This is a genomic window from Kitasatospora sp. NPDC058478 (genome assembly GCF_042720345.1).
GTDB lineage: Bacteria > Actinomycetota > Actinomycetes > Streptomycetales > Streptomycetaceae > Kitasatospora.
The window spans coordinates 1-15,142 of sequence record NZ_JBHXML010000095.1; the positions used below are offsets into that span (position 1 = coordinate 1).

Annotated in this window: 11 protein-coding genes, 1 tRNA gene, 1 pseudogene and 1 riboswitch; of the genes and pseudogenes, 5 read left to right on the top strand and 8 right to left on the bottom strand. The window is 73.8% G+C overall.

Going from position 1 to position 15,142, the window contains the following annotated elements; all coding sequences use genetic code 11:
• A pseudogene (locus ACFWPT_RS36770) lies at positions 1–988 on the top strand (hypothetical protein); the annotation flags it as partial.
• A 105-nt stretch (positions 989–1,093) separates the two neighbouring features.
• On the opposite strand, the gene ACFWPT_RS36775 reads toward ACFWPT_RS36770, so the two are convergent.
• Entirely contained in the window at positions 1,094–2,755 is a 1,662-nt protein-coding gene (locus ACFWPT_RS36775) for a long-chain fatty acid--CoA ligase (RefSeq protein ID WP_380378458.1), read from the bottom strand.
• Positions 2,756–2,902: 147 nt separating this feature from the next.
• Complete coding sequence (locus ACFWPT_RS36780; RefSeq protein WP_363370649.1) at positions 2,903–3,760, bottom strand: glycoside hydrolase domain-containing protein; 858 nt, start codon at positions 3,758–3,760, stop codon at positions 2,903–2,905.
• A 152-nt stretch (positions 3,761–3,912) separates the two neighbouring features.
• Between ACFWPT_RS36780 and ACFWPT_RS36785 the strand changes: the two genes are divergently transcribed.
• On the top strand, positions 3,913–4,977 hold the full coding sequence (locus ACFWPT_RS36785) for a DMT family transporter (RefSeq protein ID WP_371517968.1): 1,065 nt from the start codon (positions 3,913–3,915) through the stop codon (positions 4,975–4,977).
• Between the two features lie 52 nt (positions 4,978–5,029).
• Here the strand turns inward: ACFWPT_RS36785 and ACFWPT_RS36790 are convergent, their stop codons facing one another.
• From ACFWPT_RS36790 to ACFWPT_RS36815, 6 genes are all read right to left on the bottom strand, one after another.
• Positions 5,030–5,815 carry a pyridoxal 5'-phosphate synthase gene (locus ACFWPT_RS36790; protein ID WP_244293416.1) on the bottom strand — a complete coding sequence of 262 codons (786 nt, stop codon included), beginning with the start codon at positions 5,813–5,815 and terminating at the stop codon, positions 5,030–5,032.
• A 490-nt stretch (positions 5,816–6,305) separates the two neighbouring features.
• Positions 6,306–6,635, bottom strand: coding sequence for a hypothetical protein (locus tag ACFWPT_RS36795; protein WP_363370655.1), 330 nt, complete (start codon positions 6,633–6,635; stop codon positions 6,306–6,308).
• Between the two features lie 424 nt (positions 6,636–7,059).
• On the bottom strand, positions 7,060–8,424 hold the full coding sequence (locus ACFWPT_RS36800) for an FAD-linked oxidase C-terminal domain-containing protein (RefSeq protein ID WP_363370657.1): 1,365 nt from the start codon (positions 8,422–8,424) through the stop codon (positions 7,060–7,062).
• A 112-nt stretch (positions 8,425–8,536) separates the two neighbouring features.
• The gene (locus tag ACFWPT_RS36805) at positions 8,537–9,364 is read right to left on the bottom strand and encodes a MerR family transcriptional regulator (RefSeq protein WP_380487168.1); all 828 of its coding nucleotides are present in this window, start codon (positions 9,362–9,364) and stop codon (positions 8,537–8,539) included.
• A gap of 118 nt (positions 9,365–9,482) precedes the next feature.
• A tRNA-Ser gene (locus ACFWPT_RS36810) sits at positions 9,483–9,570 on the bottom strand.
• Positions 9,571–9,633: 63 nt separating this feature from the next.
• A complete protein-coding gene (locus tag ACFWPT_RS36815) occupies positions 9,634–11,457 on the bottom strand; it encodes a S1C family serine protease (protein WP_380378465.1) in 1,824 nt (607 codons plus the stop codon).
• A gap of 315 nt (positions 11,458–11,772) precedes the next feature.
• Positions 11,773–11,920, top strand: a riboswitch (TPP riboswitch).
• On the opposite strand from ACFWPT_RS36815, the gene ACFWPT_RS36820 reads away from it, so the two are divergent.
• From ACFWPT_RS36820 to ACFWPT_RS36830, 3 genes are all read left to right on the top strand, one after another.
• Positions 11,913–13,379 (top strand): purine-cytosine permease family protein, encoded by a 1,467-nt coding sequence (locus ACFWPT_RS36820; protein WP_380487170.1) that lies wholly within the window; start codon positions 11,913–11,915, stop codon positions 13,377–13,379. (Overlaps the previous riboswitch by 8 nt.)
• Positions 13,380–13,458: 79 nt before the next feature.
• Positions 13,459–14,283, top strand: a complete 825-nt coding sequence (locus ACFWPT_RS36825) for a glycerophosphodiester phosphodiesterase family protein (RefSeq protein ID WP_363370665.1) — start codon at positions 13,459–13,461, stop codon at positions 14,281–14,283.
• A gap of 410 nt (positions 14,284–14,693) precedes the next feature.
• Complete coding sequence (locus tag ACFWPT_RS36830; RefSeq protein ID WP_380378468.1) at positions 14,694–15,131, top strand: ATP-binding protein; 438 nt, start codon at positions 14,694–14,696, stop codon at positions 15,129–15,131.
• Positions 15,132–15,142 lie beyond the last annotated feature (11 nt).

Genomic DNA, 15,142 nt, shown 5'->3' on the forward strand with positions numbered 1-15,142 from the left:
GGCGCGGAGGACCGCCGCCGAGGACCCGTCCGGCCCGCGCCCGGTCGGCACCGGCCTCGCCGAGCTCGCGCCGCCGCGCCCGCTCGGCGGTTCGCCGACGCCCGCCGCCGGACCGCAGCCGCCCGTCCCGGCCGAGGCCAGGACCGCCCCGCGCCCGATGGCCGAACTGCCCGCCGCCGCCGGCGACCGGACCGACGAGCAGCCGCCGACCATGGCCAGCCCGAACGGCTCGAACGGCTCGAACGGGGAGGGCGGCAGCGCCCGTCGGCTGCTGGTCTGGCCCGAGCCCGATCCGGCCACCCGGCAGGCCCTTCAGGAACGCGGCTACCGCCCGGTGATCGTCCGCTCCCGCGAGGAGGTGGACGCCCAGGTCGCCGGCTTCCCCGCGGCGCTCTTCGTCGACCCGCTGACCAGCCCGATCACCCGCACCGCGCTGCAGTCGCTGCGCACCGCCGCGCTCAACAGCCGCGTCCCCGTGCTGGTCACCGCCGGTCTCGGCCAGGCCACCCGGGACGCCGCGTACGGCGCCGACCCGGCCGTGCTGCTGCGCGCCCTCGCGCCGCGCGACGGCGAGCACCACGCCCCGCGCGTCCTGCTGGTCGAGGGCGACCCGGACATCGCCGCCGCCATGATCAGCAGCCTGGAGCGGCGCGGCATGCACGTCGAGCACGCGGTGGACGAGAACGACGCCGTCGCCCGGGCCAGCAGCGTGCAGCCCAATCTGGTGGTGATGGACCTGCTCCAGATCCGCCGCCGCCGGGTCGGCCTGCTGGACTGGCTGCGCGCCAACGACCGGCTGCACCGCACCCCGCTGGTGGTCTACACCTCGGTGGACCTCGACCCGCGCGAACTGCCCCGGCTGCGCACCGGCGAGACGGTGCTGTTCCTCGCCGAGCGCTCGACCAGCGCCGACGTCCAGTCCCGGATCGTCGACCTGCTCGGGCGGATCGGCGCGATGGGCGAGGCGGGCGTCGCCGCGGCGGGCTGACCGCGCCCTGACGCCGAGGGTCCGGCGAGATCCACCAGGCACGCGCCGAGGGCCGGCCACCCCGCTGGAACGGGGGTGGCCGGCCCTCGGCGGTCGGGCGGGCGGCTACTCCTTGCCGAGCACCGTCACGTCCAGTTCGTCCGCCGCGTAGCTGGCGCGGATCACCTTCTTGTCGAACTTGCCGACCGAGGTCTTCGGCACCGACTCGACGATCGACCAGCGCTCCGGCAGCTGCCAGGAGGCGATCCGCCCGGCCAGGAAGGCCCGCAGCTCGCTCAGCCCGGCCGTGGCACCCGGGCGCAGCACGACCGTGGCCAGCGGGCGCTCGCCCCACTTCTCGTCCGGGACGGCGACCACGGCGGCCTCGGCCACCTCGGGGTGGGCCATCAACTGGTTCTCCAGTTCGACCGAGGAGATCCACTCTCCGCCGGACTTGATCACGTCCTTGGCCCGGTCGGTGAGGGTCAGGTAGCCGTCGGCGGTGATGGTGCCGACGTCGCCGGTGCGCAGCCAGCCGTCCTCGGAGAACTTGTCGTCCGGACGGACCGGGTCCTGCCCGGCACCGCCGTAGTAGGCCCCGGCGATCCACGGGCCGCGCACCTCCAGCTCGCCCGCCGCGACGCCGTCGTGCGGCATCCGCTCACCGGCCGGGCCGACCAGCCGGGCCTCGACGGAGGCCGGGAAGATGCCCTGGGTGACGCGGTAGGGCCACTCCTCCTCCGGGGTGAGGCCGCCGGGCGGCTGGGCGAAGGAGCCGAGCGGCGAGGTCTCGGTCATGCCCCAGGCGTGCAGCACGCGGATGCCGTGGCGCTCCTCGAAGCCCTTCATCAGCGAGGGCGGGCAGGCGCTGCCGCCGATGACCACCATGCGCAGGCTGGAGGTGTCGTAGTCGCCCGCGTCGAGCTCGTCCAGCAGGCCGCTCCAGATGGTCGGGACGGCGGCGCCGACGGTGGGCCGGACGGCGGCGATCATCTCGGCCATCGGCTTGGGCTGGAGGAAACGATCCGGCATGAGCAGGTTGGCACCGGACATGAAGGCGGCGTGCGGGATGCCCCAGGCGTTCACGTGGAACATCGGGACCACCGGCAGCGCGGTGTCGCGCGGGGTGAAGGCGAAGTTGTCGCCGGTGTTGACCTGGAGGCAGTGCAGGTACACCGAGCGGTGGCTGTAGAGCACGCCCTTCGGGTCCCCGGTGGTGCCGGAGGTGTAGCAGAGCACGGCGGCCTCGCGCTCGTCGAGGTCGCTGCGCCACGGGTAGGCGGTGGGCCGGCCGGCGATCAGCTCCTCGTAGTCGTGCACGGTGCCCGGGAAGCCGGCCAGCAGCGAGCGGTCGGCGGGGCCGTTCACCACGATGTGCCGGAGCGTCGGGGCGAGGTCCGGCAGGACGGCGGCGAGCAGCGGGAGCACGCTGCCGTCCACGATCACCGTGTGGTCGGCGGCGTGGTTGACGATGAACGACAGCTGGTGGGCGGGCAGCCGCAGGTTGAGCGTGTGCAGCACGGACCCCATCGCGGGGACGGCGAGGTACGCCTCCAAGTGGACCGAGTTGTTCCACATAAAGGTCGCGACCCGGTCGTCCCCGGTCACCCCCAGTTCGTCGCGGAGCGCGTGGGCGAGCTGCGCGGCCCGCGCCCCCACCTCGGCGTACGTCCGCACGACCGGCCCGGTGCCGTCCCAGGTGGTGACGGTGGACCGGCCGTGGATGGTGGACCCGTGCTCCAGAATCCGGGCGACGGTGAGCGGGACGTCCTGCATCGTGCTGAACACGGGTCCTCCTTGACCTGGCGGCACTGGCGGCTGCGCCTGCGGCACCTACCGGGCGGTAATGCGCGCGGACGTGCCCGATTGTGCCGCCCCGCCCCACCCGCTGTCAGTATCCCGGCCCCGTTGCCCGGATCACGGATCGGCGACGCGTCAGCCGGCGGTCGGGCCGTCGACGTGGTTGCGGTCGATCGTGAGGGCGGCGCCGCCGTAGGTCTCCTCGACGTTGCCGCGGTACTGGTGGACGCGCTGGTGGTCGCCCCAGAGGTCGGAGCCGAGGGCGCCGGAATCGGCGGTGTCGGCCCGGTCGTCCCAGCGGGCGTACCAGAGGGCGTCGGGCAGCGGGAAGCTGCCGGCCCGGGCGGCGGCGGCCAGGTCGGCGATGCCGGAGTCGAGGCTGGAGTAGAAGCCGGAGCGGTAGCCGGCGGCGTGCAGGGCCTGGGTCCAGCCGACGGCGAAGTCGACCACGGCCTGGCCGCAGGCGGGGTCGTGCATCGGGTAGGCCTCGATGTCGAGGTAGACCGGGCCGCCCTTGCCGAATCCGAGCGAGCCCATCGCGTGGACGGCTTCGGTGGCCTCGTCCCGGCCCTGCTCGACCGCGTGGGCGGGGTCGATCCGGCGCGGCTTGCGGGCGAGTTCGCTGCACGGCGCCTGGAGCCCGACGTGGGCCGGCAGGAAGCGCCAGCCCAGTGCGCGGGCCTGGCGCACCCACTCGGCGGTGAGCCGGGGCTGGCCGCAGCCGCGCTGGGCGCCGCTGACGTAGATGCCGAGCGCGCCGTACGGGGAGACCCCGTGCCAGGCCCGCAGGGTGTCGAGGGGCGGCGCGGTGCAGGCGTCGAAGGCGGGGCCGGTGAAGTCGTCGTGGATCCTGGGCGGGCCGAACCGGTCGGGCAGGGTGAGGGCCCGGATGCGGGGGAGGGCGGCGGCCCCGGCGCTCACGCCCGTCCCGTCGGTGGCCAGCAGGAGCACGAGGGAGGCGGCGAGCAGGGCCGCGGGGCGGAGATAGCGCACCCGCCCTTGCTACTGACGGACCATCGGACGAATGCGGCAACCACGCCGGGCGCACCGGGCGAGCCCACCCTTTCGGCCGCACCCGTCCACATCCGTCCCGATAGTTGTAACGAGCTTGCCCGTTCATCACTCCTTACGGCAAACTCGCCCATATGCCCAGCTCCCATCCCAGCGAAACCACCGCCCCGATGCCGGCTGCCGCCGTCGCCGAGGCGCTTGCCATGCCGCCCGCCCCCCAGGGCGAGCCCGCCGGCGAGCGGGGCAGCTGGCGACGAGGCGGGGCACCCGGCTCCACGGCACCGCCCGACGCGCCCCCCGGCCGGCCCACCGGCCGACTCCCGAAGGTCCTGCGGCGCCCGGAGAGGATCCCGGCGCCGCTTCTCTGTCTGACCGCGATGTTCCTGGTGCAGACCGGGATCGCCCTGTCCAAGCCGCTGTTCGGCCCGCTCGGGGTCAGCGGCACCACCTTCCTGCGGCTGGGCTTCGCGGCGGTCATCCTGCTCGCCGTCACCCGGCCCCGGTTGCGCGACAAGCGCCCGCGCGACCTCGCCGCGGCGGCCCTGCTGGGCGTGGCCTCGGCCGGGATGACCTTCCTGTTCGCCGGGGCGATCGACCGGCTGCCGATGGGCACCGCCGCGACCATCGAGTTCCTCGGCCCGCTCGCGGTCGCCCTGGTCTTCGCCCGGCGCGCCAGCCACCTGCTCTGGGCGCTGCTCGCCGCCGGCGGCGTCGTCCTGCTGACCCTGCTCGGCGAGGGCGGCGACGGGGGCGGGCTCGACCCGGTCGGCCTGCTCTACGCCTTCGGGGCCGCCGCCTGCTACGCCGCGTACATCCTGTTCACCGACAAGGTCGGCGCCGCCTTCCAGGGCTTCCAGGGCCTGGCGGTGTCGATGACGGTCGGCGCGCTCGCCCTGGCGCCGTTCGGGCTCGGCCAGGCCTGGGACGGGCTGACCGCGCCCGGCGCCTCGCCGCTGGGACTGCTGGCCGCGGTGGCCGGGGTGTCGCTGCTGCTGCCGGTGATCCCGTACGCACTGGAGATGACCGCGCTGCGGCGGATGCCGCAGCGGGTGTTCAGCGTGCTGGTCAGTCTGGAGCCGGCGGTCAGCGCGCTGGTCGGCCTGGTGGTGCTCGGCCAGCTGCTGGGCGTGCCGCAGCTGGCCGGGATCGGCTGTGTGGTGGCGGCCAGCGTGGGAGCCACGCTGACCGGGCGGCGGTAGGGCCGCACGACGACGGGGCCCGGCCAGGCCGGGCCCTTGCGCCGTCAGACCGCTACGGCCACAGCAGGGTGCGCGACCACTCCGGGGTCCGGACCGGGCCGGTGCGGGTGTAGCGCAGCCGGACGTGCCGGCGCTGCGCGTCGCCCTGCCAGTACTCCACCTCGTGCGCCCACAGGGTGTAGACCGCGTGCCCGGCCGCGACCGCGTCCGGAGTGGCCTCCAGCCGGCGGCGGGCGACGGCGACGGCCTCGTCGTACTCGGCGAGCGAGGCCATCGGCTCGCTCTGCCGCCCGACCAGCGCGCCGACCCGGGCATCCGGGGAGCGGGTGGCGAACTCGGCGGCGGCGACCAGGTCGGCGGCCCGCTCGACGGTGCCGCGGACCCGCACCTGGCGGCCCAGCTGGGGCCAGTAGACGGTCAGCGCGGCGGCCGGGTGGTCGGCCAGCTGGCGGCCCTTGGGGCTGTCGGCGGCGGCGGAGAAGACCCAGCCGGTGCCGGACGCGTCGACGTCGCGCAGCACCAGCACCCGGGCGTCCGGCAGGCCGTCCGCGTCGACCGTGGAGAGGGTGACCACCTGCGGGTCCGGCACGCCGGCGGCCAGCGCGGTGGCGAGCCAGTCCACGAACAGCGGGCCGGGCTCGGCGGGCGCGGCCTCGGCGTCGAAGGTCGGCAGCGGGCGGGCCATCGGCGGGCGGCCGAGCAGCAGCTCGGGCACGGACTTCGGCTCGGGCCGGTGCTCGGCCGGCTCCCGGCGGGCGTCCGGCCCGGGTCGCGGATCCGGCTCCGGTGCAGGCCAGGCCTCGCCCGGGCCGGTCAGGCCCTCCTCCTCCGCCGCCATCGCGCGCCCTCTCTTCCGGTTGCCGCGGTCGCCGCCCCGGCCGGGCCGTGGTTCCCGGGCCCGGGCACGTGGTGCGCTGTCGGAGCGCAACCGTACCGCCGAGCACCGACGGCTCCGGGCGCGGGCCCTCGCTGGACGCGTTCGGGGCGTCCGGGCGGGCCTCGGCGGGCGGTCCCGAGCGGTGTCGGCGGTGTCGGGCAGCCGGCGATGTCGGCGGTGCCGGACAGCTGGCGGCGCCTGGCAGCCGGCGACGAGCGGGCCCGTGCGGTTCGCGCCCGGCTCCGGACGCACTCGTGGGCGGTACCGATGGCGGCACCGCCCACGAGGCCGGCTTCACGGCGACCCTTTCCGCTGGCCGGTCATGCGCTGTTCTGATCCGCGCCCGGGCGGGAATTCCGCCCGGAGACTGGTTCGAGCCCCTCCGCGAGCGCTCAGCTCACCCGCGGCCGCCCACCTCCGGCGCCCCCGCCGTCGGTGGTGCCCGATCGGATCAGTGGAAGATCGGGGCGAACACGACGTTGATGTTCTTGTTGGACTGCCCGGCCAGGATGGTGCCCGCGTTGTCCTTCACCGCGAGGGTGTTGTTCTGGTTCGAGGCGCCGGCGCCGGTGGCGGTCTGCTGGGTGGAGATGTAGTTGCCGTCGACCCCGCCGAAGACGTTGCCCGTGCCGACGTTGGACACCACGCCGGCGTTGGAGCCGGCGGCGGCGCCCGCACCGTTGTCGGCGGCCGCAGCGCCGGCCCCGGCCAGCAGCAGGCCGGCCGCGAGCGGGGCGGCGAGCAGGAGTCCGGCCACCCGGCGGGTGTGGATGCGAGCCATGAGAGCCTCCAAGAAGCTGTAAATCGTGCAATTGTCGAGCAAGGGGTGCGGGAGTTCGCCGGCCAGACGAACACCTGCTGGCTGCGACGCCGAGAGACAGACTTCCGCAACAAATCGACAAAGCACTAGTCGGCGGGGCAGTTTTCGCCCGTTAGCGTGATATCCACCCGGGCTGCGCATAACGGACCGAAAATCGGACAGTGCGCCGACACGCCTCTCTGAGCTGGCACTTTGCCCGAACGGCGACCTCTCGGAGGACCCTCCAGGCAGGGCGCTTCGCCATCACGCGAACCACCAGGCGCACCACCCCGGCGCAGGGAAATCAGGAAACGCGCCCCCAAAAAGTTCGACTACCCTCCCATGTCGACTTTTCTAGCCATTCCCAGACCATCGGAAAGTCGTACTGGAATAGGGGGAAATACCATCAGACCATCTTGCCCGGGTTCATGATTCCCAGTGGATCGAAGACCGCCTTCAGCTGTCGCTGGAGGTCCAGCGCGACCGGCCCCAGCTCGCGCGCCAGCCAGTCCCGCTTGAGCAGCCCCACCCCGTGCTCCCCGGTGATCGTGCCGCCCAGCTCCAGCCCCAGCGCCATGATCTCGTCGAAGGAGCGCTGCGCCCGCGCAGCCTGCTCCTCGTCCGAGCCGTCGAAGATCACGATCGGGTGGGTGTTGCCGTCCCCGGCATGGCTGACCACCCCGATGGTCAGCGCGTGCCGCTCGGCGATCGCCGCCACGCCGTTCAGCATCTCGGCCAGCCGGGAGCGCGGCACCGCCACGTCGTCGATCATCGTGGTGCCCAACCGGTCCAGCGCGGGCAGCGCCAGTCGCCGGGCCTCCAGCAGCAGCTGCGACTCCGCCTCGTCCTCGGCCGGCACCACCTCGGTCGCCCCGGCCTCCCGGCAGAGCTCCGCCACCCGCGCCAGCCCGGCCTCCCGGTCCGGCCCGTCGAAGGCCACCAGCAGCAGCGCCCGGGTCGTCTCCGGCAGCCCCATCCGCCCCAGGTCGTTGACCGCCCGCACGCTGACCGCGTCCATCAGCTCCATCAGCGACGGGGTCAGGCCGCGCGCCATCACCTCGCAGACGGCCGCGCCCGCCGCGTCCGCGCTCGGGAACTCCGCCGCCAGCGCCAGCTGCGGCGCCGGCGCGGGCCGCAGCGCGAGCACCGCCCGGACCACCACGCCCAGCGTGCCCTCCGAGCCGACCAGCAGCCGGGTCAGGTCGTACCCGGCCACGCCCTTGGCCGTCCGGCGCCCGGTGGACAGCAGCCGCCCGTCCGCCAGCACCACGTCCAGGCCGAGCACGTACTCGCTGGTGACGCCGTACTTCACGCAGCAGAGCCCGCCCGCGCCGGTGCCGATGTTGCCGCCGATCGTGCAGGACTCCCAGCTGGACGGGTCCGGCGGGTACGAAAGCCCCAACTCCTCGGCTGCTCGCGACAGTTCGGCGTTCACCACGCCGGGTTCGACCACCGCGATCCGGTTCACCGGGTCGAGCTCCAGGATCCGGTTCAACTTCACCATCGACAGCACGATGCAGCCGTCCACGGCGTTCGCCGCCCCCGACAGCCCGGTCCGCGCCCCCTGCGGCACCACCGGCACCCGCAGCGCGGTGGCGGTGCGCAGCACGTGCTGCACCTGCTCGACCGTCTCCGGGAACACCACCACGGCGGGCGCACCGGCGGCGCAGAAGCCGGCCATGTCATGGCGGTAGGCGGCGGTCACGTCCGGATCCACCACCACGGCCCCGGCCGGAAGGCCCTGCGCCAGTCGGTCCGTCAGGTCACCCATCGCCGCCTCCACTCGCCGCCCGCCGCCTCCACCGCACTCTGCCCGCCCGCCGGAGGCCCGGCAAGTGGGCCCCGGCGGGATCTGCGGGGCACGGGCCTCGGCCGGGCAGGGCCTACCGGCGGACCACCGGCTCCTGGAACTCCGTGACCCACCGCGCCGGGTCGTCCGGGCACTCCAGGTAGAGCTCCCGGGCGTAGCCGGCCGAGCGGTAGCCGTTCGCGTCGATGAAGCGGGCCAGCTCCTGGAAGCTCCCCATCGCCTCGTCCATCGAGCCGCGGTGCACGACCGTCGCCGCTTCCTCGATCGGCGGCAGGTCGAGCACCGCGAAGCCGTACCGGCCCGGCTCCACCGCCGGCCCGACCGGGACGGCCACCCGGATCAGCACCGTGCCCTCGCCCTCCGGCACGTCCTCGTACCGGGCGACGGACGGGCCCGCCCCGGCGATCCCGGCCTCGGCCAGCCGCCGGCACAGCTCCGCGAACAGCGGGCCGATCACCGGTCCGATGTCCTCCGGCTCATAACTCGCGGCCACCGCGGTCAGTTCGGCCACCCGGACGGACGGCACCCGCTTCAGCACGACGTCGTGTGCGGACATGCTCCCCTCGCTCTCGATCGTCCGGAGCCTCGCCTCCACCCTGGTCAGCCGCTGCTCGTCCGCGGCGATCGCCTCGGCGAGTTGGGCCCGACGCAGCCGCAGCATCCCGCGCAGTTCGGCCGCGTCCACCTGCTCGTCCAGGAGGGCCCGCACCTGCTGCAGCGTGAAGCCGAGCTCCTTGAGCGCGATCACCCGGTTGAGCCGGGCGAGTTGGGACGCCTCGTAGGACCGGTACCCGCTGACCGGGTCCACCCTGGCGGGCCGCAGCAGCCCGATCGCGTCGTAGTGGCGCAGCATCCGCACCGACACCCGGCCGTGGCTGGCGAAGTCTCCGATGTTCAACATGGTGCCCCCACTCCACCCCCTGCCACCGTGTCAGGGTCAACCCCCGCCGGCCGCAAACGCGAAAGGCGGGTGCCGAGTGATCTCGGCACCCGCCCTGAGCAGGTGGTTCTCCAACCAGCGGAGAGCGTGGGATTCGAACCCACGGTACGGGGTCACCGCACGACAGTTTTCAAGACTGTTCCCTTAGGCCGCTCGGGCAGCTCTCCAGGCGGAGGTCAGCCTAACGGGTCCGGCGGGGTTCGGTGCACACCGTTTCGTGCGGGTGGGGGTCAGCTGTCGCCGTCCCGCTGGCCGAGGGTGACCTTGGTGTTGAACTGCTGGCCGTTGCGGGTGTACTCGACGTCGACGGTCTCGCCGGGCTTGTGCGTCCAGATCCGGCTGACCAGGGCGGGGCCGTTGTCGATCGGGACTCCGCCGAGCTTGGTGATGACGTCGCCCGGCTTGAGACCGGCCTTGTCGGCGGCGCCTCCGGGGGTGACGGCCGGCTGGCCCTGGATGTCGCGGGTCTGGATCTGCGCGCCGTCGCCCTTGTAGTCGTCGTTGCGCAGCACGTCGAGCTTGGCGTAGACCGGCTTGCCGGTCTTGATCAGGGTGTCGGCGACCCACTTGGCCTGGTTGATCGGAATGGCGAAGCCGAGGCCGATGCTGCCGGCCCGGCCGTTGGCGGAGGCGTTGGACTGGATCGCCGAGTTGATGCCGATCACCGAGCCGCTGGAGTCGAGCAGCGGGCCGCCGGAGTTGCCGGGGTTGATCGAGGCGTCGGTCTGCAGGGCGTTCATGTAGGAGGACTGGCCGCCGGTCTCGTCGCCGGAGGCGACCGGGCGGTCCTTGGCGCTGACGATGCCGCTGGTGACGGTGGACTCCAGGCCGTACGGCGCACCGATCGCGACGGTGGCGTCACCGACGTTGACCTTGTCGGAGTCGGCCAGCGGAAGCGGGGCCAGCTTGCTCTTCGGCGGGTTGTCGATCTTGACCACGGCGACGTCGTAGCCCTCGGCGTGGCCCAGCACGGACGCGTTGTAGGACGTGCCGTCGGCGAACTTGACGGTCAGTTTGCCGCCGTTGAGGGTCGGCGCGACCACGTGGTTGTTGGTGAGGATGTGGCCCTCGGTGTCGAAGACGAAGCCGGTGCCGGTGCCCGACTCGCCGTTGCCCTGCGCCTTGATGGTGACGACGCTGGGCAGCGCCTTCTGCGCGATGCCGGCGATCGAGCCGGGGGCGGGCTCGTTCTTCTGGGTGTTGCTGGCCTGGACGGTGGTGCTGCGGTGGTCGTCGGCGCTGTTGGTGCGGTCGTTGCGGTCCGCGACGGTCACGCCGAGCGCCCCGCCGGCCACGCCGGCGACCAGCGCGACGGCTGCGATCAGGGCGACCAGGCCGCCGCGCTTCTTGCGCGGGCCGCCGGGGCCGCCGGGGTAGTCGGCCGGGTAGCCGAGCGGTCCGGCCGGGCCGCCCGGGTAGCCCGCGCCGCCGCCGGCGTCGTGGGCGGCGCCCCAGCCGCCGAGCGGCTGGCCGGCGCCGAACGGGTGGTGGCCGGGCGCGGGGTGCGCGGCGGGCGCGCCGGGTGCGGCCGGGGTGCCGTACGGGTCGTGCGGGCCGGCGGCGGGGACGCCGTGGGCCGGGGTGGCGTACGGGTTGGCACCCGGCGGCAGGGCCGGGCTCTCGGCGACGGGTGCGACAGGTGCGACGGGTACCGCCGGCGCGGCCGGGACCGGCGGGGCGGGCGGCAGGACGGGCGGCGGCGCGTCGATGTAGCCGGTGGCGGCGTCGACCGGGGCGGTCGGCGCGTCGGCGACCGGCGCGGCCGGGGCCTGCGGGGCCGCCTCCGGCGCGGGGACCTTGGTGAAGGCCACGGTGGGCTGGTACCCGCCCTCGGCCGGAACACCATCGGTCGGCGCGCCTTCGGTCGGCGCGGCCTCAGCCGGTGCGGCCTCGGCGGCCGGCGCGGCCGCGGGCTCGGGGACCCGGCCGAAGGCCAGTGTCGGCTGGTGCCCGCCCGAGGCGTGGCCGTCGGAAGCGGGAACAGCCGCCGCCTGGCCGCCCGAGGGCTGCTCCCCCTGCGGCCCGGTGGGCCCAACCTCGCGCTCGGTGCTCACGAACGACCTCCATAGCTGACAGAACCAAGGACCATAGTTTTTCGTACTGCCGATTCGATTGCCGTAAGGACCCCTCTGAATAACTCATAAGAATCCTTAGCCGCCGCCGACAGCCGGGCCGCCGACCAGGCTGTCCTGCGCCGACGACCGAGCCGATCACCAAGCCGACGACCGAGCCGACGAGCAACTCGACGGCCGAACCGGCGACCAGGCCGACGACCGGAGGCTCCCCCACCTCCGCCGGACGTCCCGCGATGCGGGCCGCACACCCCGTGGCCTTGGCGTTCACCCCCGGGCCGGTTAGCCTGTCGCTCACAACTGACACGCGGGAGCTTGGACCGACCAGGCTGAGAGTGCGCTGGTCGACCGTACGCCACGGGATCGTGGGCGGACCGTCGAGGGGGCGCAGACCGCCGGAACCTGTCCGGGTAATGCCGGCGTAGGGAGTATCGGCCATGTCGCCTGCTTCGCCATCCTCTTCTTCGGGCGCGCCCGCGTCCAAGGGTTTCCCCGAACCGTCCCCGACCGCTCACGACGGTGACAGCGGTGACAGCGGTCGCCCGGGCCCCACCGACACGGCGACCGCCGTCCTGGACCGCCCGGAGCGTGCCGAGGCACCGCTCGTACTGGACACCGAGCCGCCGCGCACGCTGCGCTTCCGGGACCACTTCGCGCTCTGGATGAACCTGGGCGTCAGCCTGATCGGCTTCTCCACCGCCGCGACCGTGCTCGGCGCCAAGGGCAGCGAGCTGTCGCTGGCCGCCGCGGTGACCGCGATCGTGGCCGGCACCGTGGTCGGCACCGCGATGCTCGGCGTGGCCGCGCTGATCGGGGCCCGTACCGGTGCGCCCGCGATGGCGAACCTGCGCGGGCTGTTCGGCACCCGGCTGTCGTACGTCCCGACGGTGCTGAACATCGTCCAGTGCGTCGGCTGGGGCGTGTTCGAGCTGCTCACGATCGCGGTGGGCGCGCAGACCGTCGCCCACACCGACGGCTACCGCTGGCTGTTCGTGCTCCTGGCGGGCGCGCTGACCACCGCGCTGACCATCTGGCCGCTGGGCTCGATCGCGGTGCTGCGCCGCTTCGTGGCCGGTGCGGTCGCCGTCGCGATGGTGTACTTCACCGTCCAGTTGGGCCGCCAGGGGGTGCCCGACCCGGGCGCCGGCAACTGGCACGGCTTCCTGGGCGCCACCGACGCGATGATCGCGGTGTCGATCTCCTTCGTCCCGCTGGCCGCCGACTACACCCGGCACTCGCGCACCGCGCGCTCGGCGTTCTGGGGCAGCTTCTCCGGCTACACGATCGCCCAGGTCTGGTGCTACGTGCTCGGCCTGATGGCCCTGCTGCAGTCCGACGGCGACCCGAACAGGATCTTCGACTCCTTCCTCGGCGTCTGGGCCGGCTGGCTGTTCCTGCTGGTGCTGGTGCTGCGCGAGACGGACCAGTCCTTCGCCAACGTGTACTCGACCGCGATGTCGGTGCAGAACCTGCTGCCGAAGGTGGACCGCCGGGTGCTGACCGGCGGGATCGGCCTGCTGATCACCGTGCTGGCCCTGCAGATCGACAAGTTCACCGACACCTACACCAACTTCCTCGGCCTGATCGGCTCGGTCTTCGTGCCGCTGCTGGCGGTGCTGGCGGTGGACTACTTCTTCGGCGCCGGCCGGTACGGCTGGAACCTCTCCGCCGACGCGCCCTCGCGCCGCCTGATGCTGCTGCCGTGGGTGCTGGGCTTCGCGGTCTACCAGTTCATCGCGCCGACCGCGGTGGCCGGCTGGTGGACGGACTTCTGGACCTCCGCCCAGGACGCCCTGGACTTCACCCCGCAGGAGTGGACGTCGGCCTCGCTGTTCGCCTTCCTGGTGCCGGCCCTGGTCACCTGGGCGCTCACCCCGCTGACCCGCAGGACGGCGCGGAGCTGACCGACCGGCACCGAAGACGGCCCCGCGGATTGGGGCCGTCTTCGCCTGCGCGTCACTTCCGCCGCCTATCGTGGGGCCCGTGACCAGCACAGACCCGTCCTCGACGGCGGCGCGCACCACGCCGCCCGTCCAGGTGATCGCCCACCGCGGTTCCTCGCACGCCCTGCCCGAGCACACCCTGGCGGCGTACCGGCGCGCGCTCGACGAGGGCGCGGACGCGGTCGAGTGCGACGTCCGGCTGACCGCCGACGGCGAGCTGGTCTGCGTGCACGACCGCCGGATCGGCCGGGTCTCCAACGGCCAGGGCACCGTCTCGGCGATGACGCTGGCCGAGCTGGAGGCGTACGACTTCGGCGCCTGGAAGACCGGCCGCCCCAGCACCGACCCCGAACTGCGCGGCGTGCTGCGGCTGGAGCGGCTGCTGGAGCTGGTGGTGGACTGCGGCCGCCCGGTGGACCTGGCGATCGAGACCAAGCACCCGGTGCGCTACCGCGGCCGGGTGGAGGCCGAGCTGCTGCGGACGCTCGAACGCTTCAAGATCGGCGCGAGCCGGGAGGGCGAGCGCCCAGCGGCCCGGATCATGAGCTTCTCCTCGGTGGGGCTGGACCGGGTGGCGGCCTCGGCGCCGGAGTACCGGCGGGTGTTCCTGTTCGAACGGACCCTGCCGCTGCTCGGCCGGCTGCGCCCGGGCTCCCCGCTGCCGGGCGGGGCGCGGATCGCCGGGCCGGGCATCGACCTGGTGCGGGCCCGCCCGCAGCTGGTGACGCGGCTGCGCGAGCTGGGGCACGAGGTGCACGTGTGGACCGTGGACGAACCGGCCGACGTGGAACTGTGCCTGGAGCTCGGGGTGTCCGCGATCATCACCAACCGGCCCGCCGAGGTCCTGGCGCAGCTCGGGCGGTGATCCGCCGTCGGGCGGCGGGCCGCCCGCAAATCCACCCGCAAAGCCCGGACACAACCTGATCGTTCTGGTCGGCAGTCAAACCTTCCGGGCCCGTTATTGCCGGAATTCATGCACCGGGGCGACGCAGGGTGAGCACGGAATGACCTCAGGTCCACCCTCGGTCGCAATCGCTTGAAATGTCCTCGCGGGATCGTCCGGCGGTCGTTTCCGACGCATTACCAAGGGGCATCTCTCCCTCGGCATACGCTGAAGGAGGTCCGGGGGTGGCGTTGATGGTGGCGCGTGAAGTGCCGACTTCATCGACCATGGCAGTGCCGCACGGCCCGGCGAGTGTCGGGGTCGCACGGCGCCGACTGCGTCGAGATCTCGGCGACCGGCAGATACCGGAGCCGGTCATTGATGATGCCGTATTGATCCTTTCCGAACTGCTGAGCAACGCCTGTCGGTACGCCCGTCCGCTCGGCCCGCTGCGGGCCCTGGGGCGCGGCGCGCGGGCCGAGGTGGTGGACCAGCTGCTGGTCGGCGTCCCCTCCGGGACGCACCCCGCCACGGGCGGCCGGGAGCGCGAGGAGCACGGGAGCGGAACGGACGGCGGCGTGCTGGTCCGCTGGCAGCTGCACGCCGACGGCGTGCTCACCCTGGAGGTCACCGACGGCGGCGCGACCACCCGGCCGCTGCCCGCCGGCCCCTCGCTGACCTCGCGCGGCGGTCGCGGCCTGAACATCGTCGGCCAGCTGGCCAGCGACTGGGGCGTGCGCGACGCGCCCGGCGAGGTGACGGTCTGGGCGGCGCTGCCCGCCCGGGCCCGGCACGCCCGGCGCACCGGTGGTGACGCCCGCAGCGCCTGAACCGACGCGCG

What these genes read in the sequence shown, in the direction of transcription:
- ACFWPT_RS36795 (WP_363370655.1), bottom strand. Translation starts at nt 6,635, where the DNA reads ATGGCTCGCATCCACACCCGCCGGGTGGCCGGACTCCTGCTCGCCGCC.
- ACFWPT_RS36785 (WP_371517968.1), top strand. Translation starts at nt 3,913, where the DNA reads ATGCCCAGCTCCCATCCCAGCGAAACCACCGCCCCGATGCCGGCTGCC.
- ACFWPT_RS36820 (WP_380487170.1), top strand. Translation starts at nt 11,913, where the DNA reads ATGTCGCCTGCTTCGCCATCCTCTTCTTCGGGCGCGCCCGCGTCCAAG.
- ACFWPT_RS36790 (WP_244293416.1), bottom strand. Translation starts at nt 5,815, where the DNA reads ATGGCGGCGGAGGAGGAGGGCCTGACCGGCCCGGGCGAGGCCTGGCCT.
- ACFWPT_RS36800 (WP_363370657.1), bottom strand. Translation starts at nt 8,424, where the DNA reads ATGGGTGACCTGACGGACCGACTGGCGCAGGGCCTTCCGGCCGGGGCC.
- ACFWPT_RS36805 (WP_380487168.1), bottom strand. Translation starts at nt 9,364, where the DNA reads ATGTTGAACATCGGAGACTTCGCCAGCCACGGCCGGGTGTCGGTGCGG.